This is a genomic window from Amycolatopsis sp. NPDC043887 (genome assembly GCF_056435665.1).
In genome coordinates, this window is record NZ_JBWKEB010000013.1 from 36,069 (window position 1) to 59,585 (window position 23,517).

The following is a 23,517-nucleotide window of genomic DNA, read 5'->3' on the forward strand; positions in this document are numbered from 1 at the left end:
ATCAGTCGCCGTTTCTCGGCGACGATCACCTCACACCACCCCGGAAGCCAAGAACTGCGGCACGACGACATCACCGGCCTGATCCGCCAGCCAAATCTCCCCTTCCACCAAGGAAACCGCCCCGCCCCGGACAGCAACGTCCACCAGCCCGCGCAGGAACGACTCCCCACCGAGGAACCCGATCACTCCCTCGACCGACAGCTCACGAAACCCGCTCGCGTCGAGCAGCCGCCGGATATGAAGAATCGATCACCAGCGCCTCCCCAGTCGGGACCGGACAACACGATCCGTCCACCAGGGACCAGAACCCGCCGAGCCTCCGCGAGTTCATGGAACACCTTGTCCGCCCGATAACCCGCGAATCCACCGTCGACCGGCAAGGCGTACGCGTCCCCGATCAGGAAATCGCGATCGGGTGAGCGCCGCCGGACCTCTTCCACCATCTCGGCCGAAAGGTCGACACCGACAGCGCGGAAACCCGGCGACGACAACTCGGATACGGCCGGCCCGGCACCACAGCCGACGTCGATCACCGCGGAACCAGGTTCGAGCCGGAGCAGTTCGTAGGTCCGGGCCCGAAGTTCGGCGGCTCCCGGCAGGACTTCGGCGGCGTCGAGCCGCTGCAACATGGACATACCGCAGATCGTCCGGCTTAGTGTCGACATGAGGTCAAGCACCTTGAGCGTCGGCGAGGTCGCGGAGCGCTTCGGCCTGGCCACGCATGTCTTGCGCCATTGGGAGTCCGTCGGCCTCCTCGAGCCGGCGCGGGCGGGCGACCGGCGGCGGTACGACGACAACGACCTCTACCGGATCGCGATCATCCTGCGCTCGAAGGAGGCGGACCTGAGCCTCGATGGCATCCGTGAGATGTTCCGCAGACCCAGCGAGCGCGAAGCGATCCTCAAGCGCCACAAGAAAGAACTCGAGCAACGCATCGCGGCCGCGCAGGCCTCGCTCGCGATCGTCGACTGCGCCCTCGGGTGCGAGCATGACGACTTCACTCAGTGCGCGCACTTCCGGGCGGCGGTGGCGCGAGCCGGATGACCCCGGCCCGCGCCACCGTCCCCGGCTCAGCCGAGCAGCGCGCGCATCTCGGTGATCTCGGCCTGCTGACCATCGATCACCTTCTGCGCCAACGCCTTCACCTCGGCGTTGCTGCCCTGCTGCAAGGCGGTCTTAGCCATCTCGAGCGCACCTTCGTGATGTTTGACCATCATTTCGAGCCACTGCTTGTCGAACGCGGCGTCCTTGGCTTTGCCGAGTTTCGCGAGATCGTCCTCGGTCATCATGCCGGACGCCGAGCCGTGTCCGGAGTGCTCGCCCGACGGCGCGACTCCCCAGCCTTTCAGCAACCCGGTCAGCTGCTGGATCTCCGGATCCTGCGCCTTCTGGATCCGCGCGGCGAGGTCGACGACCTTCGCGTTCTTGGTACGGCCGTCGACGAGTTTCGCCATCGCGAGCGCCTGTTCGTGGTGCGGGATCATCCCTTGCGCGAACGTGACGTCGGCCTGGTTGTGGCCGGCCTGCTGGGGATCCGGCGCCTTCACCGTGGACATGCCGTGTCCGGTGGAAGCGGTGTCGGAGCCGGCACAGCCGGTGAGCACGGCGAAGGAGGCCAGGGCGGCGAGCGCGGCCCCGACCAGTTTCCTGCTGGTCATGATTCTTCCTCTGATCGGTTTCGGGCAGGGCGGGACGAACCCGCCTGTCACACCCGCAACACGCAAAGAAGCGACAATCTTTCGGGTACCGGTCTCCAGCGCGGCGGATCACGGCCCGACGCCGAGCCGCCGCGCGGGCGCGACTTCCAGGTCGCCACCGTCCGTCCATTCCGGATGAGCAGCCAGGAGACGATCAGGAGCACGGCCGCGGCGAGTATCGCGAGACACAGGTGCAGTCCACTGTGTCCACCGTCGTCGTGCGAAGACGTGTCCGCGCAGCACGGATCCGCCATCGCGACGGCGGAGTGCCCCGCGTCGTGGCCGGACTCGGCGACGACGTGGTGCATACCCACCAGACCCAGCGCCACCACGCACAACAACAGCCACCGCAGGGCGGCCGGGTACGAGGTCTGGGTCACGGCTCCACCGTAGCCCGATTCAGCGCGCCGCCGGACGGTGGGGTTTCCCCGCCGGAAGCAGTGCCGGGAGCCTTCCCTGCATATCTGCATGCCTGCGCAGGCCAGGAGGCGACACCGAGCCGGCGCACGCCCGTGAGATCGTCAGCGGGTGACGCTGTCCGACGACGACCTCCGTGCCGTCCGCGCCCACGCGCAATTGCTGACCGCGCCGGCCGCGGACGTGCTCGCCGTGGTCGGCTCCGTCGCCGCGGTCCAGGCACAGTCGACGCCCGCCGCCCGCCTCGCGATCCGGGCCCGGAGCCGGGGTCTGACCGCTCCGGACACCGAGGCGTCCCACGCGGTCACGCGCACCTGGCTGATGCGCAAGACGCTCCATCTCGTGCCGACGGCGGATCTCCGGTGGCTGAACCGGCTGTTCGGCCCGCGCAACGCCCAGGCGGGGCAGGGACGGCGCAGGCAACTGGACCTCACCGACGAACTCTGCGAACGCGCGCTCGGGAAACTCCAGGATCTCTTGCCGGGCAAGGCACTCACTCGGCGGGAGATCCTGGACGGCCTGGCCGCCGAGGGTATCGCGCTCGACGCGAAATCTCAGGCACCGGCCCATCTCCTGGCGTACGCGGCCAACCGCGGACTGCTGTGCCGAGGCCACGACGCCGGGACGGAGCCGACGTACGTGCTCCTCGACGAACGGGTCACCGAGAGCCGCACGCCGGACGAACCGCATACAGAACTCGCCCACCGCTACCTGACCGCCTATGGCGTCGCGACCGCCGAGGACTTCAGCGCTTGGTCCGGGCTCCCGATCGGCCTCTGCCGCAAGGCTTTCACCGCGCTGGACCTCGTTCCCGCCGGCAAACGCTTCGCCCTCTCGGAGACCGAACTGTCCGCTCCCCCGTGCCCCCCGCGCCTGCTCGGCGCTTTCGACACTTATCTGCTGGGCTACCGCGACCGCGATCTGCTCCTCGACCCGGCCGAGGCGAAACGCGTCAACTCCGGCGGCGGGATGATCGCGCCGACCGTGCTGATCGACGGCCGGACAGCCGGAACGTGGCACACCAAGCGGACCGCGAAGCTGACGAAGGTCGTCGTGGAGCCCTTCGCCACGCTCCCGCGGTCCGCCATCGCCGGACTGGAGTCCGAAGTGGACGATTACGGCCGCTTCCTCGGGGAGACGGCCGTCCTCGTCAGTTGAGGGACCGGAAGAACTCCCGCACGTCCGCGACCAGGATCTCGGGCTCTTCCAACGCCGCGAAGTGCCCGCCGCGATCGACGTCGGTCCACCGCACGATCGTGTGGGCGTCCTCGGCGTACCGCCGGATCCCGACGTCGTGCGCGAAGATCAGCGCCGCCGTCGGCACGCCGGAGTTCTTCTCGACGGCTCCCCAGGTTTCCGCCTGCGCGTAGCCGACGTACGCGGACGAAGCCGCCGTGCCGGTGAGCCAGGTGAACATCACGTTGGTCAGCAACCGGTCCTTGCCGATGATCTCTTCCGGCAACGTCGGGCGCGGATGCGTCCACTCACGGAACTTGTCCATGATCCAGGCCAGCTGCGCGACCGGGGAGTCCACGAGTCCGTAGCCGAGCGTCTGCGGCCGCGTCGACTGGATCGCGATGTAGCCGAACTCCTCCTGCATGAAGGCCCCGATCCGCTTGACGCGATCGCGTTCGACGTCGGTGAGCGAGGCGAGTTCCTCCTCCGGCATGGACATCGGCGGCATCGGGGTCAACCCGCCGTTGACGTGCACGCCGATCACCTTGTCCGGCGCGGACCTGGCCACCTCCGGCGACACGGAAGCGCCGAGGTCGCCGCCCTGCACGCCGTAGCGTTCGTACCCGAGCCGTCGCATCAGTTCCGCCCATGCCCGGCCGATCCGCGGCATGGTCCAGCCGGAATCCGAGACAGGGCCCGAAAAACCGAAACCGGGCAGCGACGGGATCACGACGTGGAACGCGTCCGCCGGGTCGCCGCCGTACGCCTTCGGATCCGTGAGCGGGCCGATGACGTCGAGGAACTCCACCACCGAACCCGGCCAGCCGTGCGTGAGGATCAGCGGTGTCGCGCCGGCTTCGGTCGAGCGGACGTGCAGGAAGTGGATCCGCTGGCCGTCGATGACCGTGGTGAACTGCGGATGGCGGTTGATCTCCCGTTCGGCGGCACGCCAGTCGTAGCCGTCGCGCCAGTATTCGGCGAGTCCGCGCAGCCACGCCACCGGCACTCCGGTGTCCCAGCCGTCGCCGGGAAGCGGAGCGGGCCAGCGCGCGCTGTCGAGCTTCGCGTGCAGCTCGTCCAGCTGCTCCTGCGGGATGTCGAGGCGGAAGGGGCGGATCTCGGTGTTTTCCATGAAGCCCAAGTTACGAGGCATTGCGGACAGTTTCGGTCCTCAATCAAGGGCGCATCTCAGGTACGGGAAGATGCGCTCGTGACGGACAAGTACTTGGCCTACGGCAGGCTCATCCGCGACGGGAAGATCCTGTTCATCCGGCGGCGGCCGGGGTCCTTCCTGGGCGGCCGCTGGGAATTGCCGGGCGGGACCGTCGAGCCGGGCGAGCGGCCCGACGAGACCGTGGTCCGCGAGTTCGCCGAGGAGACCGGGCTGGCCGTCCACGTGACCGGCGAACGCGGCACCCACAGCTGGGACGACGTCGCGGGCAGGCCGATGCGGATCCACGCCACGGTGTACGCGCTCTCCGAAGAGACCGCGGGCGAGGTCGTGCTCGATCCCGGGGAACACGACGCTTTCACCTGGTACACCCGCGAAGAGGCCGCGGGACTCGAACTCGCCGATCACTTCCGGCGAGCGCTCGAAGGCTGATGCCAGGACCCGTCCCGGCCGGGCTTCCCTACGCTCCTGGCATGCTCCGACGCCTTTTGCCGGCTCCGGCAGCGCTCGCTTTCGTGGCGGGCTGCGTTCGGACTCACCCGAGCCGCCAAAGCCCGCGGACGGCGGGGACCTCGCCGCCTGCTCCGACGGCGTCCGCGAGGTCGGCGCGCCGCCGGGCGGCAGGATGACCTTTCCCGAGGAGACGAGGGTCGAGTCCCTGACCGTCCGATCCGTCGAGGAGAGCACAGTCGTCCTGGTCGCCCGCGGCATCGGCTCCCGGAGCGGCGGCACCTGCACCGGCAAGAGGTGCGAGGCGTCGGCCAACGGTCTCGACTTCACGGCCACGCTCGGGCCGGACAGCACCGTCACCTACAACGACCTCTCCATCGACCTGCTCGGCGTGAGCGACGGCGCCGCCGTCCTCCGGTACGGCGCGATGTTCAGTCCACATGCGACGGTCACTGTGGACCGGGTCGTGGCCGCCCGGCTGTCATGAAAGGGTCGTTCAGGACACTTTCCGTCTTGAACGACCCTTTCATGACATCCGGGCGCCGCGGGACGCCGGAAACTGTCGTACCCCGGTGGTCTCCTCTTCACAGGCGACAGCGGGCCCGGCCGGGTCCGCGCGCGGACCCGAGGAGGAAAGCCCCATGGCCGGAGAAACGGTGCTCACGGTGATCGGCAACCTGACGACCGACCCGGAGCTGAAGTTCACCCCGTCCGGAGCGGCGGTCGCGAACTTCACGGTCGCGTCGACACCACGCGTCCTGGACCGCGCGAGCGGGGAATGGCGCGACGGAGACCCGCTGTTCCTGCGCTGCGCACTGTGGAAGCAGGCCGCGGAGAACCTGGCCGAATCCCTCACCAGAGGGACGAGGGTCATCGTGCAGGGCAGGCTGAAACAGCGATCGTTCGAAACCAAGGAAGGCGAGAAGCGCACGGTGGTGGAGCTCGACGTCGACGAGATCGGCCCGTCGCTGCGGTATGCCACGGCGAAGGTGAACAAGGCGGGCCGGAGTTCGGGCGGCACGCCGTCGGACGGGGCCTGGGAGCGAACGCCGGTGCCCGCAGGAAACCCGGAGCCGCCCTTCTGACCCGGCGGTTTCCCTCTCGGGAGGGAGCGATCTCCCTCCCGGGCGCCATGCGGCCGCGAACCTCCGGCTCGGATGCTGGAGGTCGTGAACACGACCACGATCGTCACGGAACTCGGCCTGGACCCGGCCGTCGAGCGGCACGTGGAGTTCGCCGCCGAACTCCGCACCGGGCTCGCCCGGGTCGAAGAGAGACTTCAGGAGGTGTTGCGCAGCCCCGGTCATCCGGAACTCACCGAAGCCGCCACCCACCTCGTCCGCGCGGGTGGGAAGAGGTTGCGTCCGTTGATGGCGTTGGCCGCGGCGGCGTTCGGCGACGGGCGAGGCGACGCGATCTCGGCGGCCGCCCTCGTCGAACTCGTGCACGTCGCGACGCTCTATCACGACGACGTTATGGACGAGGCGCCGATGCGGCACGGGGTCACCAGTGCGAACTCCTTGTGGGGCAACAAGAAAGCCGTCCTGATCGGAGACTACGTGCTCGCCTGCGCGGCACGGGTCGGCGCCGGCCTCGGCGACTACGCGTTGCGGTCGCAGGCGAAGACGTTCGGCAGGCTCGTGCGCGGCCAGTTCCTCGAGACGACCGGGCCGTTCGAGGACTGTGGCCGTCACGCGCCATACGAACACCACATCCAGGTGATGGCCGACAAGTCCGCGTCATTGATCGCGATGGCGGGCAGGCTCGGCGCACAGGTGTCGGGCGCGGATGAGCGGACCATCGAAACGTTGGGCCAATACGGCGAACTGATCGGGGTGGCGTTCCAGATCTCCGACGACGTCCTCGACATCTCCGCGTCCACCACCGACCTCGGCAAGTCCGCGGGCACGGACCTCCGTGAAGGCGTCGTCACCTTGCCGATGCTCCACGCGGTCGACGACGAGGGGCCCGGGGCCGCTCGCTTGCGCGAGATCATCGGTCACGGACCGGTTTCCGATCCGGTGGTCCGCCAAGAGGCGCTCGGGCTCCTGCGCGAATCCGCCGGTGTCGTGCGCGCACTCGCCGAAGCGCACGGATACGCCGCCAAGGCGAGGGACCTCGCGCTCAGCCTCCCCGACCGGCCCGCCAGGGCGCTGCTCGTCGGCCTTTCGGCATTCGTCGTCGACCGCGGCGAGTAGGCCACGGCACCCGTGACCAGGGCTACAGTGGCGGAATGACCATCGAAACCCTGGGAAATGTCGAAGGCCGCGACATCGGCTCCGGAGTCTCGATCATCCGCGAGCGGACCGACGTCGACGGTTCCGGACCGAGGCTGCACCAGCACCCGTACCGCGAGACGTTCGTCGTCATCCGCGGCCGGGCCAGGTTCACCATCGGGGACACCGAACGCGAAGGAGGGGCGGGTGACGTCCTGGTCGTGCCCGCGGAGACCCCGCACAAGTTCGCCGTGATCGGGCCGGAAATCTACGAAGCCGTCCACATCCACGAGAGCGACCACTTCATCACCGAGTGGCTCGAGTAATTCTGTCGGGCGCAAGAAAACCCTTTCCCGGGCTAGAATCCGACGACGTGCTCGCGGACGGCGGGCACCCGAGGCGACGGGAACCGGGAACTGTGACCGACGTGGCGGGCCGCAGCGGGGACGAGACCCGCACGGTGGACAGGTTCGGCCAACGGCGTGCGCAGCTGGCGAGGTCGGCGCTGGTCACGTTGTCCGAGCTGGGCTACGCGCGCACGAGCCTTCGGGAGATCGCGCAGAACTCCGAGTTCTCCCACGGGGTCCTGCACTACTACTTCCGTGACAAGGCCGAGCTGATCACCTACTGCGTCAAGCAGTACAAGGCCGAATGCGTCACCCGGTACGACCGGATAGTCGAAACCGCGGAAACGGCCGAAGAACTGAGAACGGCCTTCGGTGCCGCGACGGCGGCCACGCTGCGGGAAAACGCGCGGCTGCACCGGCTCTGGTACGACCTGCGCAACCAGAGCCTGTTCGAGAAGCTGTTCCAGGCCGACGTTCTCGCCATCGACGAGACCCTCGAACTGATGATCTGGCGGGTCGTCTCCCGGTACGCGGAACTATTGGGCAAGCCGACGGATTTCTCCCCGTCGACGACGTATGCGCTCTTCGACGGCCTGTTCCAGCAAGGCCTGCTGAAACACCTCGCCGGCCGGGAGGACGCGGCGAGGTGCCTTCAGGATTCGGTGGAGCAGGTACTGGCCCGGCTCTTCACCACTTGATCGTCGGGTACCAGATGACGCCCGTCCGGCCCAGCACGCGCAGATCCCAGTACAGCAGCGTGAACGTGCCGGCGACCAGCAACGCGGCACCGGTCACCACGGCGATCCTGGTGGGCTTCGCGAGCATCCATCGCTGCAGCCGCCCGCCCGTGCCGTGCGTGAGCAGAAGGAACAACAGCGCCATCACCAGGATGTTGCCGACCGACTGCAGGGCGAAGGCAGCGGCGCCGTAGAACACGTTGTGACTTTCGGCCGCGCTGCGGAACATCATCCGGAACAGCGGGAACGGCCTGCCGATCAGGAACCCGCCGATGAGCGCGCCCATCAGCACGAGCGGCGTGTGCGGGAACCGGCGGGTGAGCCCGGCGATCGGGTTGCGGACGATACCGACGGAAGCCAGGCCCAGCACGATGAACACGATCCCGATCACGCCGTAGACGATCATCGACTGGATGTTCCGCGGGGTGAGCCCACCGGATGACGAAGCCGTCGAGAACTGCGGCATCCGTGTGCCGACCAGCGCGACGATGACGCCGTACACCACGGAAACCGTCAGCATTCCCGCGGCGATCCAGCCCAGTGGCTTCAGTGTGTCCGTGAACTTCGGCCGCCCGGTGGTTCGTCCGCCGACGAGCGGGGCGACGGCGCCGAAAGCGGCGATGTTGCACGCGGTGAACGTTCCGGCCAGCCCCGAGACGAACGCGAAGAAGGTTCCGGCCAGCACTCCGCCGATCGGGGTCGCCTTGGCGTCGTGTCCCAGCAGGGTGTCGGCGACGCTGTCACCGATCACACTGTCCACAAAGGGCGCCGACCAGACCACGGTCAGCGCGAATCCCGCCAGGACGGACCAGAGGACCACCCGCCATCGGTGTTCCGGATACGGTCCGGAACCGAGGAAACCCGCCTGCGGTGAGACGGGAACGTGTTCGGTGACGGACATTCGGTGCCTCCAGCGGCCGATGGCTTCCCCTGATCCCATCGTTGTTCCGCCATCGGGAGGAAGCCACCTCCAAAGTGCCGATCTTGCGTTGGTCCGACCGGCTCCGGGCAATCCGGATTCACCGGTCCGGCGGGTGCCGCCGAAACGCCCGATCCGCTAGGCGGCCGAATAGCTCCGAAAAGGTGAAAGCTCCGGAATCTCGTGGGATCATCATCGGAGGTGTACGGCAGCATGGCCACCCGATCCGGCCTTGACCGGCCACTGACCCTGCGGAGGGCGATGGACTTCGACGAGGTCGCGGACGAGCTCTACGCCGGCGATCCGGCCGAGTTCGTGTCGGTGCGCAACCAACGGGCGAAAGAGGCCAAGGCAGCGGGGGACCCCGCCTTGGCCGAGCGCATCCGCGCCCTGCGGAAGCCCACGCTCGCGGCCTCGATCCTCAACCGCCGGGCCGGCTCCCCTGAGCTGGCGGAACTGGCCAGGCTCGGTGACGATCTGCGCAAGGCGCATTCGGCGCTGGCAGGCGAGGACCTGCGCAAACTCGCCCGGCGGCGGCAGGAGCTGGTGAACCGGATCCTGCGGGACGAACGTTCGATGAGCGAGCCGGTCGCCCGTGAGGTCGAAGCCACCCTCGAAGCCGTCGTGGCCGATCCCGAGGTCGCGGCGCTCGCACTCGCCGGACGGCTGAGCAGCGGGGCGGACAGCACGGGCGACCAGTGGCTGACCAGCGGGTTCACCCCGCAACCGAAGCGGAAGCCCGCGCCGGAGCGGGAGAAACCCGCCACAGTGTCGCATTTGGACGATCGGCGGAAGGCGAAGCGGCAAGCCGCCGAGAAGGCCGAGCAGGAGCGGATCGACAAGGCCCGCGAGGAGGCCGAACGCGAACAGAAGCGGGTGGCGGAGTTCAACCGGCTCCGGCGCGAGGCCGCCGAGCTCGCGAAGGCCTGCAAACAGGCCGAGATCGACGTGGCCCGCGCCGAACGCCGGGCGGAAAAGGCCACGGAGAGGGCGAACGACCTCCGGCGGCGGCTCGCCGACGCCGAACTCGAGGAAGAGACGGCGAACGGGGAGACCACGGCCGCGCAGACCGTCTTGGACGATCTGCGCGCCGAAGCCGAGCGGATCGGCGAAGCCCTCGAGGAGTTCTAAGCGGGCTGCCGGTCACGAACCCGCGTGGCGGTCACCCGGCGTCCGTACGGGGTCTTGCCGCCCGGCTTGTACACCGACAGCACGGTCATGGTCACGTACATCGTCGTGGACACGATGATCGGGTAGAACCCGTCCACGCGCCGTCCCGCCTCCACGAACACACCGTCCAAAGTGGACTCTGCGGCGGCCGCCAGTTCCCGGATGCCCGGCAGCAGCGAGAACAGCGTCAGCCCGGTGGCGATCAGGGTCAGGACCAGTTTGATCGCGACCCACTTGTACCGGATCAGGCCCCATTTCGTGCCGAGGCTGAGCACGACCCCGCTGACCAGGGCGGCCATGCTGACCGGCAGCAGGAGATAGCCGCCGATCTGCTCCATCATCAGGATGGCCGCGTGCTGGCGGCGGGGGTCGTCGGTGAACACGGAGGTGATGGTCAGGACCGCGTTCACCATGGTGATCCCGAGCCAGCCGAGTGACGAAACGACATGGACGACGAGGACGAGTTTCCGCCACCGCGGGGTGAGCGTCATCGGCGGTCGCCGCACTGTGGAAGTACTCATGCGACCAGTGTTTCCGCGGGCGGCGTTCCCGTCGTCCGTCGTGGAGCGGCACCTCGCCTACGTATCGCGGAGTACGAGCCCTCGGACGTACGCCGCCTGCCCGGCGTGCTGGAGGTCCTCGGAAAGCACGCTGACCAGGCGAACCCCGAGAGTGACGGGCGGATCCCAGGCCTCGTCGACGATACGGTCGAGGTCGGCTTCGCCGAGTCCGGCGGCCCATGCCGTCGTCGCTTCGTGCACCGCGTCGTAGTAGCCGGTCAGCAGGTCGGCGGAGCCGGCACGAACGGCCTCCACGTCCTCGGGGCGATGCCCGTAACCGATGTCCGACGCCGGGAAAGGCAGCGAGAAGCGGCCCATCCAGTCCTGCGCGGTCCAGATCTGCTCGGTACCCATCAGGTCGGCGACGTGATCGTCCTGCACCCGGGTCAGATGCCAGACCAGCCAGGCGATCGTGTTCGCGCCCGGCGCCGGGCTCGCGGTCAGCTGGTCGGCGCTCAACCCCTCGACGGCGTCGTGCACGACTTCTTGGACGCGGCCGAACCCGTCGGCCACCACTTCGGCCAGTTTCATCGAATCCCCTTCCTGCGTCCCCGCCCACGATGCCACCGCAAGGTGACCCCTGCCTTACAACCTTGACTTATATAAGCCCACGCCGTGATAGTTGCCGGATGCACGCGTTCGACGTCCTCGGGGATCCGGTACGCCGCCGGATCCTGGAACTGCTGGCGGGCGGGGAGCAGAGTTCCGGCGACGTGACCGCGGTGGTCCGCGCCGAGTTCGGGATCTCGCAACCCGCGGTCTCCCAGCATCTGCGCGTCCTGCGCGAGAACGGCTTCACCACTGTCCGCGCCGAGGGCGCGCGACGGCTGTACTCGGTCGATCCGGGCCCGCTCAAGGAGATCGACGGCTGGCTGGACCAGTACCGGCGGTTCTGGACCGGTCCGCTCGACGCGCTCGCCACCGAGATCGCGCGCGGCCGCCGTGAACGCCGGAAGGCCGCCGAAGACGGCGACTAGGGTCGCCCCCATGCGCAAGGGGTGGGGGCGTGCCGTCGTGATCGCCGTAGCGAGTGTCGTCATCGTGCTGGGGCTCGTTTTCGCGGTCACGGTGCGTGGCGGGCAGGACAAGGGAGCGCAGTGGTACCCGGCGGCCCCGCCGACGACACCACGTACGCCGTCCTACTCGACCGCCGCGCCCGCGCCCACGACCCGGCCGACGCTCACCGTCGACAGCGGCTGCCGCCTGGGACAGGGCCCGGCCGCGCTCGATCCGGTCCCCGAGGCGACCACCCGCCGGGTGAACGCCGCCTGGGAGCGCGTCGAGCGGTGGCTCAAGGCCCACGCGCCGACGACGGCGGCGAGCCTCCGCCCGCCCGCGACGCTCGCACGGATCGCCCAGGCACAACGGGAGACCGGCATCCCCTTGCCCGCCGAACTCGTCGCCTTCCTACTGCGGCACGACGGTGTTTCGGGCATCGGCGATAGCTTCGCCCTGCCCCCGTTCCACCACCTCGCTTCCACCGAAACCATCGCGAGCCAAGCGAAGGTCATGTGCGACGTGCTGATCTCGAGCGGGTGGGACGACAGCGTCGGCTCGTGGTGGCACGGGCGATTCGTGCCCGTCGCCGTCGACGGCGGTGGTGACGGGCTGTTCCTCGACCAGCGCACCGGAACCGGGCGGCTCGGCGACTGGAACCACGAGGGTTCGGTGAGCTTCGATCACCGGCCCGCGACCCTGACCGAACTGCTGGAGCAGACCGCGACCGCGCTCGAGACCGGCGGGCCCGTCGACAGCGGCTACCGGCCGGTCGTCACCGGAAACCGGGCGCTGGACTGGGAGTTCCCGCGCTGAGGTGCGCGGGCGCGTCGACTGTCGGACCCCGCCCCTAGAATCGTCCGGGTGGCAGTCCCCGACATCGGTACCTCGGAAGCCCTCGAAACGCTGAACCGCGTCTTCGGCTACGACGACTTCCGCGGCGACCAGCACGCCATCGTCGAACACGTCATCGCAGGCGGTGACGCGCTCGTCCTCATGCCCACCGGCGGCGGCAAGTCGCTGTGTTACCAGATCCCGGCGCTGGTGCGGCCGGGCGTCGGCGTGGTGATCTCCCCCTTGATCGCGCTGATGCAGGACCAGGTCGACGCGCTGCGCAACCTCGGCGTCCGCGCGGGTTTCCTCAACTCGACGCAGGACTACGCCGAGCGGAACAGGGTCGAGGCCGCGTTCGTCGCCGGCGAGCTGGACCTGCTGTACCTGGCACCCGAGCGGCTCTCGGTGGAGTCGACGGTGCGGCTGCTCGACCGCGGCAAGATCTCGCTGTTCGCGATCGACGAGGCGCACTGCGTCTCCCAGTGGGGTCACGACTTCCGCCCCGACTACCTGATGCTGTCCGCGGTGCACGAGCGCTGGCCGGACGTGCCGAGGATCGCGCTCACCGCCACCGCCACCAAGGCGACGCACGCCGAGATCGCGTCCCGGCTCAATCTGGAGGACGCGCGGCATTTCGTCGCGAGCTTCGACCGGCCGAACATCCAGTACCGGATCGTCGGCAAGAACTCGCCGCAGCGGCAGCTGCTGGAGCTGCTGCGCACCGAGCACAAGGGTGACGCGGGGATCGTCTACTGCCTGTCGCGGAACTCGGTCGAGAAGACCGCGGATTTCCTGGTGGAGAACGGGATTCCGGCGGTGCCGTATCACGCCGGGCTGGACGCGCGGACCCGCGCGAAGCACCAGTCGCGGTTCCTGCGCGAGGACGGGCTGATCGTCGTCGCGACGATCGCGTTCGGCATGGGCATCGACAAGCCCGACGTACGGTTCGTCGCGCATCTGGACCTGCCGAAGTCCGTCGAGGGCTACTACCAGGAGACCGGCCGCGCGGGCCGTGACGGGCTGCCGTCGACGGCGTGGCTGGCGTACGGCCTCCAGGATGTCGTCCAGCAGCGCAAGATGATCGACATGTCGGAGGGGTCCGAGGCGCACAAGCGGCAGCTGAGCGCCCACCTCAACGCGATGCTGGCGCTGTGCGAGACGGTCGAATGCCGTCGTGTGCAGGTGCTGAACTATTTCGGGCAGCGGAGCGAGCCCTGCGGCAACTGCGACACCTGCCTGGCGCCGCCGGAGACCTGGGACGGCACGATCCCGGCGCAGAAGATCCTGTCGACCATCGTCCGGCTGCAGAACGAGCGGCGCCAGAAGTTCGGCGCGGGGCAGATCATCGACATCCTGCTCGGCAAGTCGACGCCGAAGGTGACCCAGCACCGGCACGACTCCCTGAAGGTCTTCGGGATCGGCACGGAGCTGAAGGAGCCCGAGTGGCGGGCCGTGGTGCGGCAACTGCTGGCGCAGGGGCTCGCGGCGGTCGAGGGCGACTACGGCTCGCTCGTGCTGACCGAGGGCAGTGCCGAGGTGCTGAACGGGGAGCGGAGGGTCCAGCTGCGGCGCGAGCCGGAGCGGGTGGCGAAGGCGGCGGCCCGGTCCAGCGCGAAGAAGGCCGCGGCCGCCGACATGCCCGCCGAGGCGGCGCCGGTGTTCGAGATGCTGCGGTCGTGGCGGGCCGCGGCGGCGAAGGAGCAGGGAGTGCCCGCGTACGTGATCTTCCACGACGCGACCCTGCGCCAGATCGCCACCAAACGGCCCACCACGCTGCAGGAGCTGGGTACCGTCAGCGGCGTCGGCGAGAACAAGCTCGCCAAATACGGCGAGCAGATCCTCGAGACGCTCGCTGAAGCTTAGGGCTGGTAGGGGCGTCGCGGCCGCCCGGTCATCCCGTCGACCTTGCGCACCGCGCCGTCGATCTGGCTGTGGTACTTGCCCTTGGTCTTGTGGTCGACGAAGGTCGCGGCCTTGTTCACGACTTTGGAGACCTTCTCGGGGTTCTTCCGCACGTAGGCGCGCACGGCCCCGGCGGTGCCGGCCAGGGCGGTCAACTTCCGCAGTAGAGGCACTGTGGTCCCTTTCCTCGGGGTCGTCTGGTGTCCTGCTCAACGTCCGGTGGTGCCCCGAGGGTTCCCCGCGGCGAGCCGAATCACTCATTTCGGATATCCGGCCGCCGGAAAACCGGGCGCGAGACGAGGGCCGTGACCACTAACTTGGTGCTCATGCGGGATCTTTCTCTGCTGCCCAAGGCGCATCTGCACGTCCACCTGGAAAGCACCATCCGGCCGGACACGCTCCGTGACCTCGGCGAGACGAACGGCGTCGCGGTACCCGCGGAACAACCCGTGTTCGACGGCTTCCGTGCGTTCGGTGACTACAACGGGCTGCTGCGGTCCTGCCTGCGGAGGTCCGAGGACTTCGAACGGGTGGCGCGCGAGTTCTGCGAAGACCAGGTCGCGGACGGCGTCCGCTACGCCGAGGTCACCTTCACGGCGGCTTCGCACGGCGAACGGCTGGGAGAGCCGGACATGCCGCTGGCGTCCGTCCTCAAAGGACTCTCGGTGGGGGCGGCCGAATACGGCCTCCACTGGCGGGTGCTGCTGGACCACTCGCGCCGCCGGTCGGTCGAACGTGCCCGGCTCACCCTCGACCTGGCACGCCGGTACGCGCCGGACGGGGTGTTCGCGATCGGGCTCGCCGGGGAGGAGAAGTACCCGCTCGCGCCGTTCGCCGGGATCTGCGACGAGGCCGAAGAGGCGGGGCTGCACCTGATCCACCACGCGGGCGAGGACGCCGGCCCGGCGAGCATCCGCGAGGCCTTGGAGGTCGGCCACAGCGAACGGATCGGCCACGGCATCCGGATCCTGGAGGACGTCGCGCTGGTCGCCGAGGTGCGGGAACGCGGTATCGCGCTGGAGGTCTGCCCGTCGTCGAACGTGACGCTCGGGCTGGTTCCCTCGTTCGAGGAGCACCCGCTCCCCCGGCTGGTCGACGCCGGGCTCGTGGTCACGCTCAGCACCGATGTCCCTTCGGTCACCGGGACGACGCTGACCGACGAGTTCCTGCGCACTCGCGAAGCGTTCGCCTACGACGACCTCGCGCTCGCGGGCCTCGCCAGGGCGTCCGTCGACGCGTCCTTCGCACCCGCCGAACTCAAACGTTCGATCCACCAAGAGATCGACGCCTGGCTCTCCTGACGCAATTAGTCCTCTGGATGCGGTCCTTGCGCGTGCAAGTACCGCATCCAGAGGACGAAACGCGAGGGGATCAGCCGGTCGGGAAGTCGTCCGGCGTGCGGATGCGGTCCCGCACCCAGACACCGGCGGGCTTCAGCATCGAAGTGCCGGTGAAGGAGTTCCCGGCGCAGGTTCCGGTCTTGAACACGGCACCGGAGCGGAAGTCGTCGGAGAAGTTCCAGTTCGTCCAGCCGATCTTCTTGGCGGCCAGCAGATCCAGGTACTTCTGCGAGTACGTGAAGTCGTTCCCGCCGTCGCCCGTGTAGGTCTGGGTGCCGAATTCCGTGACGAACACCGGGAGCCGGTCGGCCGTCCGCGCCAGGGCGTCGTAGTGCTCGTCCTGGTGCGACGCCGCGTAGAAGTGGAACGTGTACATGATGTTGGTGGCGTTGACCGGGTTGTTCAGGATGTCGGTCTCGTCGCGCTGGTCGGAGATGCCGAAGGTCGACCAGCCGTGCGTGCCGAGGAACACGACGCTGTCCGGGTCCTGGGCGCGGATCACCGGGATGACCTCTTCGGCGTACCGCTTCACGTCCGCCCAGCTGACGCCGTTCGGTTCGTTCGCGACGTCGTAGATGATGTTGACCTTGTCCTTGTGCCGCTGGGCGATCTCGGTGAAGAACGTCTTCGCGAGATGTGTGTTCGCGTTCGGGTCGCCCGGGTCGAGCTGATGCCAGTCGACGAGGACGTACATGCCGCGTTTCGTCGCCTCTTCGATGTAGTTGTGCATCATGTCGGTGAACTTGCGCGGGTTGCTCTCGTAGCCGTCGTCCTGGATGTACATGGCGACGCGCAGGATGTCGGCCTTCCAGTCGTTGGCCAGCGCGTCCAGCGAGGCGGTCTTCACGCATTGGCTGTACCACTGGATCCCGTGCGTGCTCATCCCCCTCAGCTGGATGGGCTTGCCGTACTGGTTGCACAGTTTGACACCGCACACGTGGAGCTTTCCGTTGATGGACACCGGTGTCCCGGTACCGCACGCCGGCGTGGTGGCGGAGACGGTGGCGCTCGGCGCGGACGTGTTCCCCGCCGCGTCGTAGGCGACCACCGTGAACGAGTAGGCCGTCGACGCGGCGAGACCGGTCACCGTCGCGGGCGGATTCGCCGTCGTGGCAACGGTTTGCCCGTTCCGCAGGACGCGGTACCCGGCGACGCCGACGTTGTCGGACGACGCCTGCCAGGTCAGGGTCACGCTGCCACAGCTCACGTTCGACGTGGTGGGCGAGCCCGGCGCCGACGGCGCTTCGGTGTCGTTGGAACCGCCGCCGGCCTCGACCGACAGCGAGTCCGCGTTGGGGCCGCCGTTCGCCGTGACGGCGGTGGTGCGGATCTTGTTGGCGCCCGCGGCGAGGTTCACCGTCGTGGTGACGGTGCGCCAGGTCGTCCACGCGCCGGTGCCGGCGAACCCGAGGTCGTCGACGGCGATCGAGCCGTTGACCGTGATGTCGAGCGGGCGGTTGGCGGTGGTGCCGTTGGCGTAGCGGAAGGTCAGCGTGTGCTGTCCGGCCTGCGCCGCGTTGACGGTGTACTCGACGTAGCTACCGGTGACGTTGTCGTAGTTGACGAAGCCGGATCCGGTGAAGCCCGTGTGATTGGATTCGACCACGCCGCGCGAGATCGTCGCGTTCTCGGCTTCGTAGCGGACTGGAGCCGCGGAAACGGCCTGGGCGGAGATCGGGACCGAGGCGGTCGCGAGCACCGTGACCAGCGCCGCCCGCCATCTTGGGCGTACCACTTTGTGCCTCCTTCAGAAGCGTCGTTGCGTTCCGTGAAGCAGGGGGCGCGGCGAGCCCTCGTTAAGAAACCTTCCTAACGCGGACTAGTCTCACCATCCGACCGAAGCGCTGTCAACCGGTCAAAGGGGGCGATCGCACCCCGCGTTCAGTCCTCTACTTGCGGTAGTTGCACGCGCAAGGACCGCATTCAGAGGACGAAATGCGGAGGTGGGCCGGGTCACCCGGACGGCGGGCCACACAAGTTCTCCACAATCGTCACGTACCGTGGAGCGGGTGACCGCTTCGTCCCCTTCGGCACTGGACCTCATGGACCAGTGGGAACAGCCGCCCAGGAGACGCGGCCCGCGTGGCTGCGTGATGCTCGCGCTCCTGGTCGTGGGCGCCTTGGTGGCCGCCGCCGTCTGGGTCGTGGTGAGCCTCACCGACCGCAAGCCGGTTCCGGTGAAACCGGAATTCGTCGTCCCCGCGCTCAAACCCGCCCCCCGGTCGGCAATCCCTGGCGAAGCCGGATCGCTGCCCGCGGAGCCCGCGAAGGACGCCTGGATCGCGAAGGTGGCGGAGAATACGGACATCCCCTCGCGCGCGCTGCGGGCCTACGTGAACGCCGCCGAAAAGACCGCGAAGACCACTCCACGCTGCGAAATCACCTGGGCGACCATCGCCGGGATCGGCCGGACCGAGTCCCAGCACGCCCGGCACGACGGTTCCCGCGCCGGTGAGGACGGTGTCGTGACGCCGCCGATCATCGGCATCCCGCTCGACGGCTCCCCCGGCGTGCTGGCGATCGTCGACACGGACAAGGGCGCCCTCGACGGCGATCCGAAGTGGGATCGCGCGGTCGGGCCGATGCAGTTCCTGCCCGCCACCTGGAAGCGGTACGGCGTCCGCGCGAGCGGCGACGGCGCCGCGCCGGACCCGCAGAACATCGACGACGCGGCCATGACGACCGCGCGGTACATGTGCGCGCGGGGCGGCGACCTCGGAGACCCCGCCGGCTGGTGGACCGCGGTGCTGACCTACAACAACTCCACCACGTACGGGCAGGAAGTGTTCAGCAACGCCGACGCCTACGGCAAGGCCGCGCTCAAACCCTGAACCTCGTGAGCGGTAAGGACGGTTCTAACCGTCCTTACCACTCACGAGACCAGACGAGCCACCAGCCGCGTCAACTGGTGCACGTTCCGGCATTCGTGCATTTCGACGACCTGGGCGTACGCGTGCGCTTCGGAGTCCCCGGTGGACCACAGCGCGGTCCGCTCGGGATTGAGCCAGTACGTATGCCTCGCGGCGGCGGCCATTCCGCGCACCGCCTCCAGGTTCGGGTCGCCGCCGTTGGTCCTGGCGTCCCCGAGGATGAGCAGGGATGTCCTGGGCCCCACGGCGTCCGAGTAGCGCTCGGCGAACTCGCCGAGCGCGTGCCCGTAGTCGCTGTGCCCGTCCCAGCGGGTCAGTTCCGCGTCGGCGAGGATGCGCGCGCCGAGGTCCTCCGGATCGGCGGCACCGGTGTCGACGAGGTGGGTGATCTCGTCGCACGCGTCGATGAACGCGAACACCCGCACCTTGCTGAACTGGTCGCGCAAGGCCTGCACCAGCAGCATGGTGAAGTTCGCGAATCCGGCCACCGAGCCCGACATGTCGCACAGCAGCACGATTTCCGGCCTCCCCGGCCGGTGCCGCCGGTACGACGGCCGCATCGGGACGCCACCGGTGGACAGCGAGCGCCGCAGCGTCCGGCGCAGGTCGATCTGCCCGCGCGCGTGCCGCCGTCGCCGGGCGGCAAGCCGGGTGGCGAGTTTGCGCGACAACGGCTGGACGACGCGGCGGAGTTCGGCGAGTTGCGCGCGGCTGGCGAGCAGGAAGTCGACGCGGTCGGCCGCCGGCGGGACGGCGTGCCGCGAAACCCGTTCCCTGCCACGGACTTCCGCCACCCGGCGGCGAGCTTCGGTCCGCACCAGCCCACGGAAACCCTCGACCCGACGCCGGACGTCGTCGCGGTCCAGTCTGTCGGTGAAATCGTCCGAAGCTCCCGCGCGGATCGCTTCGAGCACGCGGACCACGAGCGTCTGCGGCTGAAGCCGTTCCAGGGTCTGGTGCGCCGACCACCCGCCGGTGCCCGCCGTACCGCCGTACTCCCCCAGCATGTCGACGGCGAGCCCGGCCAGTTGCGTCAGTTCGGTCTGGTCGTTGGCCGCGAGCGCCGAGGCGAGCCGGTCCCGCAACGCGGCCAGGTCTTCGACGGGGTCCTGCGAGGGCGCGCCGACGCCGAGCGGGAAGTAGATGTCGAACGTCGCGTCGAACACCGCGCGCTGGCCGCCGCGCCGGACCAGAGCCGCCGCGAGCCCTTCGCGCATCTGCTCACGGGAGGCGAGGCCCAGTACTTCCAGTGCCGCGGCGGCGTCGACCGTCTCACTGGGACCCGCAGGGATCCCGTGCTCCCGCAACGCTTCGACGAACTCGACGAGCCTGCCCGGCACACCGCTCACGAGTCGAGGACCTTGCCGAGTTCCAGCCGCGCTTCCGCCTTCACGACGTCGTCCTGGTGTTTGAGGATGACGCCGAGACTCGCGCGGACGACGTCCTCGCCGAGACTGTCCGCGCCGAGCGCCAGCAGAGTGCGGGCCCAGTCGATGGTTTCGGCGACCGACGGCGCCTTCCGCAGTTCCATCGCCCGCAGCGCGGTGATCACCTTGACGACGGACGCGGCGAGCGCGTCGTCGACGCCCGGCACCTTGAGCCGCACGATGCGCTGTTCCAGTGCCGCGTCGGGGAAATCGATGTGCAGGAACAGGCAACGCCGTCGCAGCGCCTCGGAAAGCTCGCGGGTCGCGTTGGAGGTCAGCACCACGAACGGCTTGCGCCCGGCGGTGATCGTGCCGAGTTCCGGGACGGTGATCTGGAAGTCGCCGAGCACCTCCAGCAGCAGCCCCTCGATCTCGACGTCGGCCTTGTCGGTCTCGTCGATGAGCAGGACGGTCGGTTCGTCGCCCTTGATCGCCGTCAGCAGCGGCCTGGCCAACAGGAACTCTTCACCGAAGATGTCGTTGCGGGCTTCGTCCCAGGTCTCGTCCTTACCGGCCGTGATCCGGAGAAGCTGCTTCGCGTGGTTCCACTCGTACAGCGCCCGCGACTCGTCGACGCCTTCGTAGCACTGCAACCGCACGAGCCGGGAGCCGCTGGCCTGCGCGACCGCCTTCGCCAGCTCGGTCTTGCCCACCCCCGCGGGGCCCTCGATCAGCAACGGCTTGCCGAGGGCGTCCGCGAGGAACACCGTGGTGGCGACGGCCGCGGAGGCCAGGTAGCCGGTGTCGGCGAGCTTCGCCGTCACGTCTTCGACGGATGTGAAGTACCCGGTCCCAGCCACGCGGCCTCCCAGCTCGATCGCCTACCCGGCCGACTCTACGTCGCGAATCCGCTTCGGCAGGAGGAACCCGACCGCGAACGTGAGCATCACCATCACCGCGACCACCCAGAACGTCCGCTGGGCAGCGCCGGTCGGATCCGCGGTCCCGGCGTCGAAGAACACCGTGCCCAGCAACGCCAGCCCCAGCGCGCCACCGACCTGCTGGAGCGACGTCAACGCGCCTGACGCCGATCCGGCCTCGGACGGTTCCACTCCGGACAGCGCGATCTCGAAGTACGGCCCCATGATCAGGCCGGAGCCGATCCCGACCACCAGCAACGCGGGCGCGAGCTGCCACGGACCCGTCTCGGGGCCGAGGAGCAGCAGCAACGCGACCACGCCGGCGGTCATGATGAGCGCACCGGTGTGCAGCACCTTGCGGCCGTGCTTGCGCACCGCCTGCACCAGGCCCATCCCGACGATCATCCCCAGCGACATCGGCACCCCGGTCAGCCCCGCCTTCAGCGGGGAGAATCCCAACCCGAGCTGCAGGTACAGCGTGAAGACGAGGCCGAAGCCGGAGAACGCGGCGAAGTAGATCGTCCCGGTCGCCATCCCGGCGAGGAAGCTGCGCTTGCGGAACAGGCTCGGCTCCACCAGCGGATCACCGCCGCGGCCGCTCTTGCGCTTCTCGAACCACGCGAAGACCCCGAACACCACGACCGCGGCGGCCATCATCGCGAACGTCCACAGCGGCCAGCCGTACTCGCGGCCCTGCACCAGCGGGAAGACGATCAGCAGCGCTCCGGTCGTGGCGAGCAGCGCACCGGGGATGTCGAGGGTGAGCGAACCGCCGGGCCGGGATTCGGGGAGGAACTTCAGCGCGGCGAGCACGGCCAGCGCGCCGATCGGGAGGTTGATCAGGAAGATCATCCGCCAGCCGGTGCCGAAGAAATCGGCGTCGACCAGCCAGCCCGCGAGGATCGGGCCACCGACCGCGGCGAGCCCCATCACCGGGCCGAACATGCCGAACGCGGACTGAAGCTCCTTCCCGGTGAACATCTCCTTCATCATGCCGAGGCCCTGCGGGACCATCGCGGCGCCGAACAGGCCCTGCACGACCCGCGCGGTGATGATCATTTCCGGGTTCACCGCGATCGCGCAGAACAGCGAGCCGACGACGAAACCGATCGCACCGATGAGGAACATGCGCTTGCGGCCGAAGATGTCGCCGAGCCGCCCGCCGGTGAGCAGGCCGGACACCATCGCGAGGGTGTAGGCGACGCCGAGCCACTGGATCATCGCCGTGCCGCCACCGAGCGACTCCCGCATGACCGGTCCGGCGATGCTCGTGACGGTCATGTCGAGCAGTTCCATCACCGAGCCGGTCAGGATCACGAACAGCGCGGGCCAGCGCCAGCGGTAGGACTTCTCCACGTTTTCCGTGGTCACACCGCTCGGGGTGTCCAGTGTCATCGTCATGGGACCAACGCTAAGATCATTTCCGGCCACTTTCTGACCGGAATCGGAGCGAACCTGGATTCATGGCGAATACGAGTGCGCGGATGCTGCGGCTGCTGTCGCTGCTGCAGACACACCGCTTCTGGTCGGGGACCGAACTGAGCGACAAACTCGAGGTGAGCGAGCGGACGCTGCGGCGCGACGTCGAGCGGCTGCGCGAGCTGGGTTATCCGGTCAACGCGAGCCGCGGCGTCGCGGGCGGCTATCAGCTGCGATCGGGCACGGTCATGCCGCCGTTGCTGCTGGACGACGAGGAGGCCGTGGCGATCGCGGTCGGCCTGCGGACGGCGGCGAGCGGTTCGGTGGAAGGCATCGAGGAGACCTCGGTCCGGGCGCTGACGAAGGTCGTCCAGGTGATGCCGCCCCGGCTGCGCAGACGTGTCGACGCGCTCCAGGCGTACACGACGCCGGCGGCCGTCACCGGCCCCCGGGTCAACGCGGCCAGCCTGACGGTGATCGCTCAGGCGTGCCGGGACGACGAGCGGCTGAAGTTCGACTACGCGGCACGCGGCGGCGAGGAGTCCGCGCGGCTGGTCGAGCCGCATCGGCTCGTCTCGCTCGGACGGCGCTGGTATCTGGTGGCGTGGGACCTCGACCGGGTGGATTGGCGCACGTTCCGCGTCGACAGGCTCAGCGATCCTCGCACGACCGGCGCGCGCTACCGGCCGCGCGAGCTCCCCGGCGGCGACGCGGTCAAGTTCGTCGAGGCGCGGATCAAGGCCAGGCCGACCACCCACACCTTGGTCGTCCGGGTCGACGCGCCGAAGGACCGGGTCGAATCGGCGGTGCGGTACCTCGGTGGCGCGCTCGAAGCGATCGACGAGACGTCCTGCCGTCTGACGATGAACGTCGACACCTTCGACTGGCCCGTCCTGATCCTCGCCGCCATCGGCGCGCCCTTCCAGGTCGAGAGCCCTTCGGCGTTCAAAGATCACCTCGGCGCCGTCGCCACCCTCTTCTCCCGCGCTTCCGGCGACTAGCATCGGCC

Annotated in this window: 28 protein-coding genes; 15 read left to right on the forward strand and 13 right to left on the reverse strand. The window is 68.8% G+C overall.

What is annotated here, in order from left to right; genetic code table 11:
- Positions 1-30 precede the first annotated feature (30 nt).
- Complete coding sequence (locus AC069H_RS30355) at positions 31-186, reverse strand: hypothetical protein (RefSeq protein ID WP_478234612.1); 156 nt, start codon at positions 184-186, stop codon at positions 31-33.
- Entirely contained in the window at positions 183-665 is a 483-nt protein-coding gene (locus tag AC069H_RS30360) for a methyltransferase domain-containing protein (protein WP_478234613.1), read from the reverse strand. Before AC069H_RS30360 ends, AC069H_RS30355 begins: the two co-directional genes overlap by 4 nt.
- Positions 666-678: 13 nt before the next feature.
- Between AC069H_RS30360 and AC069H_RS30365 the strand changes: the two genes are divergently transcribed.
- Entirely contained in the window at positions 679-1,044 is a 366-nt protein-coding gene (locus AC069H_RS30365) for a helix-turn-helix domain-containing protein (RefSeq protein ID WP_478230847.1), read from the forward strand.
- 26 nt (positions 1,045-1,070) lie between these two features.
- On the opposite strand, the gene AC069H_RS30370 is transcribed toward AC069H_RS30365, so the two are convergent.
- Complete coding sequence (locus tag AC069H_RS30370; protein ID WP_478230846.1) at positions 1,071-1,658, reverse strand: DUF305 domain-containing protein; 588 nt, start codon at positions 1,656-1,658, stop codon at positions 1,071-1,073.
- Positions 1,659-1,705: 47 nt separating this feature from the next.
- The gene (locus tag AC069H_RS30375) at positions 1,706-2,077 is read right to left on the reverse strand and encodes a DUF6153 family protein (protein WP_340687761.1); all 372 of its coding nucleotides are present in this window, start codon (positions 2,075-2,077) and stop codon (positions 1,706-1,708) included.
- Positions 2,078-2,225: 148 nt separating this feature from the next.
- On the opposite strand from AC069H_RS30375, the gene AC069H_RS30380 reads away from it, so the two are divergent.
- Positions 2,226-3,272, forward strand: a complete 1,047-nt coding sequence (locus tag AC069H_RS30380; RefSeq protein WP_478230845.1) for a winged helix DNA-binding domain-containing protein — start codon at positions 2,226-2,228, stop codon at positions 3,270-3,272.
- Here AC069H_RS30380 and AC069H_RS30385 read toward each other — a convergent pair.
- Positions 3,265-4,422 (reverse strand): epoxide hydrolase family protein, encoded by a 1,158-nt coding sequence (locus AC069H_RS30385; protein ID WP_478230844.1) that lies wholly within the window; start codon positions 4,420-4,422, stop codon positions 3,265-3,267. The two genes, AC069H_RS30380 and AC069H_RS30385, sit on opposite strands and share 8 nt — an antisense overlap.
- A gap of 78 nt (positions 4,423-4,500) precedes the next feature.
- Here AC069H_RS30385 and AC069H_RS30390 point away from each other — a divergent pair, with 78 nt between their 5' ends.
- The 6 genes from AC069H_RS30390 to AC069H_RS30415 all read left to right on the forward strand — a co-directional run bounded on the left by AC069H_RS30390 (position 4,501) and on the right by AC069H_RS30415 (position 8,172).
- Positions 4,501-4,893, forward strand: a complete 393-nt coding sequence (locus tag AC069H_RS30390) for an NUDIX hydrolase (RefSeq protein ID WP_340687758.1) — start codon at positions 4,501-4,503, stop codon at positions 4,891-4,893.
- A 193-nt stretch (positions 4,894-5,086) separates the two neighbouring features.
- A complete protein-coding gene (locus AC069H_RS30395) occupies positions 5,087-5,398 on the forward strand; it encodes a hypothetical protein (protein ID WP_478234614.1) in 312 nt (103 codons plus the stop codon).
- Between the two features lie 154 nt (positions 5,399-5,552).
- Positions 5,553-5,996 carry a single-stranded DNA-binding protein gene (locus AC069H_RS30400; protein ID WP_219150473.1) on the forward strand — a complete coding sequence of 148 codons (444 nt, stop codon included), beginning with the start codon at positions 5,553-5,555 and terminating at the stop codon, positions 5,994-5,996.
- An 84-nt stretch (positions 5,997-6,080) separates the two neighbouring features.
- Entirely contained in the window at positions 6,081-7,109 is a 1,029-nt protein-coding gene (locus AC069H_RS30405) for a polyprenyl synthetase family protein (RefSeq protein WP_478234615.1), read from the forward strand.
- Positions 7,110-7,144: 35 nt separating this feature from the next.
- Positions 7,145-7,453, forward strand: coding sequence for a cupin domain-containing protein (locus AC069H_RS30410; protein ID WP_478234616.1), 309 nt, complete (start codon positions 7,145-7,147; stop codon positions 7,451-7,453).
- A 92-nt stretch (positions 7,454-7,545) separates the two neighbouring features.
- Positions 7,546-8,172, forward strand: a complete 627-nt coding sequence (locus AC069H_RS30415; RefSeq protein WP_340688614.1) for a TetR/AcrR family transcriptional regulator — start codon at positions 7,546-7,548, stop codon at positions 8,170-8,172.
- On the opposite strand, the gene AC069H_RS30420 is transcribed toward AC069H_RS30415, so the two are convergent.
- Entirely contained in the window at positions 8,162-9,112 is a 951-nt protein-coding gene (locus AC069H_RS30420; RefSeq protein WP_478227122.1) for a hypothetical protein, read from the reverse strand. The two genes, AC069H_RS30415 and AC069H_RS30420, sit on opposite strands and share 11 nt — an antisense overlap.
- 279 nt (positions 9,113-9,391) lie before the next feature.
- On the opposite strand from AC069H_RS30420, the gene AC069H_RS30425 reads away from it, so the two are divergent.
- On the forward strand, positions 9,392-10,261 hold the full coding sequence (locus AC069H_RS30425; RefSeq protein WP_478234733.1) for a hypothetical protein: 870 nt from the start codon (positions 9,392-9,394) through the stop codon (positions 10,259-10,261).
- On the opposite strand, the gene AC069H_RS30430 is transcribed toward AC069H_RS30425, so the two are convergent.
- Positions 10,258-10,821, reverse strand: coding sequence for a hypothetical protein (locus AC069H_RS30430; RefSeq protein WP_478227123.1), 564 nt, complete (start codon positions 10,819-10,821; stop codon positions 10,258-10,260). The two genes, AC069H_RS30425 and AC069H_RS30430, sit on opposite strands and share 4 nt — an antisense overlap.
- A gap of 57 nt (positions 10,822-10,878) precedes the next feature.
- On the reverse strand, positions 10,879-11,391 hold the full coding sequence (locus AC069H_RS30435) for a mycothiol transferase (protein WP_478227124.1): 513 nt from the start codon (positions 11,389-11,391) through the stop codon (positions 10,879-10,881).
- A 98-nt stretch (positions 11,392-11,489) separates the two neighbouring features.
- Here AC069H_RS30435 and AC069H_RS30440 point away from each other — a divergent pair, with 98 nt between their 5' ends.
- Genes AC069H_RS30440 through recQ form a run of 3 tightly spaced genes read left to right on the forward strand, consistent with a single transcriptional unit; the run spans position 11,490 to position 14,553 of the window.
- Positions 11,490-11,837 (forward strand): ArsR/SmtB family transcription factor, encoded by a 348-nt coding sequence (locus AC069H_RS30440; RefSeq protein ID WP_478227125.1) that lies wholly within the window; start codon positions 11,490-11,492, stop codon positions 11,835-11,837.
- 10 nt (positions 11,838-11,847) lie between these two features.
- Complete coding sequence (locus AC069H_RS30445; RefSeq protein WP_478234617.1) at positions 11,848-12,672, forward strand: SMI1/KNR4 family protein; 825 nt, start codon at positions 11,848-11,850, stop codon at positions 12,670-12,672.
- Between the two features lie 48 nt (positions 12,673-12,720).
- Positions 12,721-14,553, forward strand: a complete 1,833-nt coding sequence (gene recQ / locus AC069H_RS30450; protein ID WP_478234618.1) for a DNA helicase RecQ — start codon at positions 12,721-12,723, stop codon at positions 14,551-14,553.
- On the opposite strand, the gene AC069H_RS30455 is transcribed toward recQ, so the two are convergent.
- Complete coding sequence (locus AC069H_RS30455) at positions 14,550-14,765, reverse strand: antitoxin (RefSeq protein ID WP_340687748.1); 216 nt, start codon at positions 14,763-14,765, stop codon at positions 14,550-14,552. The two genes, recQ and AC069H_RS30455, sit on opposite strands and share 4 nt — an antisense overlap.
- 153 nt (positions 14,766-14,918) lie before the next feature.
- Here AC069H_RS30455 and add point away from each other — a divergent pair, with 153 nt between their 5' ends.
- Positions 14,919-15,893 carry an adenosine deaminase gene (gene add / locus AC069H_RS30460; RefSeq protein ID WP_478234619.1) on the forward strand — a complete coding sequence of 325 codons (975 nt, stop codon included), beginning with the start codon at positions 14,919-14,921 and terminating at the stop codon, positions 15,891-15,893.
- A 70-nt stretch (positions 15,894-15,963) separates the two neighbouring features.
- On the opposite strand, the gene AC069H_RS30465 is transcribed toward add, so the two are convergent.
- On the reverse strand, positions 15,964-17,667 hold the full coding sequence (locus AC069H_RS30465) for a cellulase family glycosylhydrolase (protein ID WP_478234620.1): 1,704 nt from the start codon (positions 17,665-17,667) through the stop codon (positions 15,964-15,966).
- A 274-nt stretch (positions 17,668-17,941) separates the two neighbouring features.
- Here AC069H_RS30465 and AC069H_RS30470 point away from each other — a divergent pair, with 274 nt between their 5' ends.
- Entirely contained in the window at positions 17,942-18,763 is an 822-nt protein-coding gene (locus tag AC069H_RS30470) for a lytic transglycosylase domain-containing protein (protein WP_478234621.1), read from the forward strand.
- A 41-nt stretch (positions 18,764-18,804) separates the two neighbouring features.
- Here the strand turns inward: AC069H_RS30470 and AC069H_RS30475 are convergent, their stop codons facing one another.
- The 3 genes from AC069H_RS30475 to AC069H_RS30485 are packed head-to-tail and all read right to left on the reverse strand — an operon-like array spanning position 18,805 to position 22,490.
- On the reverse strand, positions 18,805-20,151 hold the full coding sequence (locus AC069H_RS30475) for a vWA domain-containing protein (RefSeq protein WP_478234622.1): 1,347 nt from the start codon (positions 20,149-20,151) through the stop codon (positions 18,805-18,807).
- Positions 20,148-21,029: an AAA family ATPase gene (locus AC069H_RS30480; protein ID WP_478234623.1), complete on the reverse strand. Its 882-nt coding sequence runs from the start codon at positions 21,027-21,029 to the stop codon at positions 20,148-20,150. Before AC069H_RS30480 ends, AC069H_RS30475 begins: the two co-directional genes overlap by 4 nt.
- A 21-nt stretch (positions 21,030-21,050) precedes the next feature.
- Positions 21,051-22,490: an MFS transporter gene (locus AC069H_RS30485; protein ID WP_478234624.1), complete on the reverse strand. Its 1,440-nt coding sequence runs from the start codon at positions 22,488-22,490 to the stop codon at positions 21,051-21,053.
- A gap of 62 nt (positions 22,491-22,552) precedes the next feature.
- Here AC069H_RS30485 and AC069H_RS30490 point away from each other — a divergent pair, with 62 nt between their 5' ends.
- On the forward strand, positions 22,553-23,509 hold the full coding sequence (locus tag AC069H_RS30490) for a helix-turn-helix transcriptional regulator (RefSeq protein ID WP_478234625.1): 957 nt from the start codon (positions 22,553-22,555) through the stop codon (positions 23,507-23,509).
- The last annotated feature ends 8 nt before the right edge of the window (positions 23,510-23,517 follow it).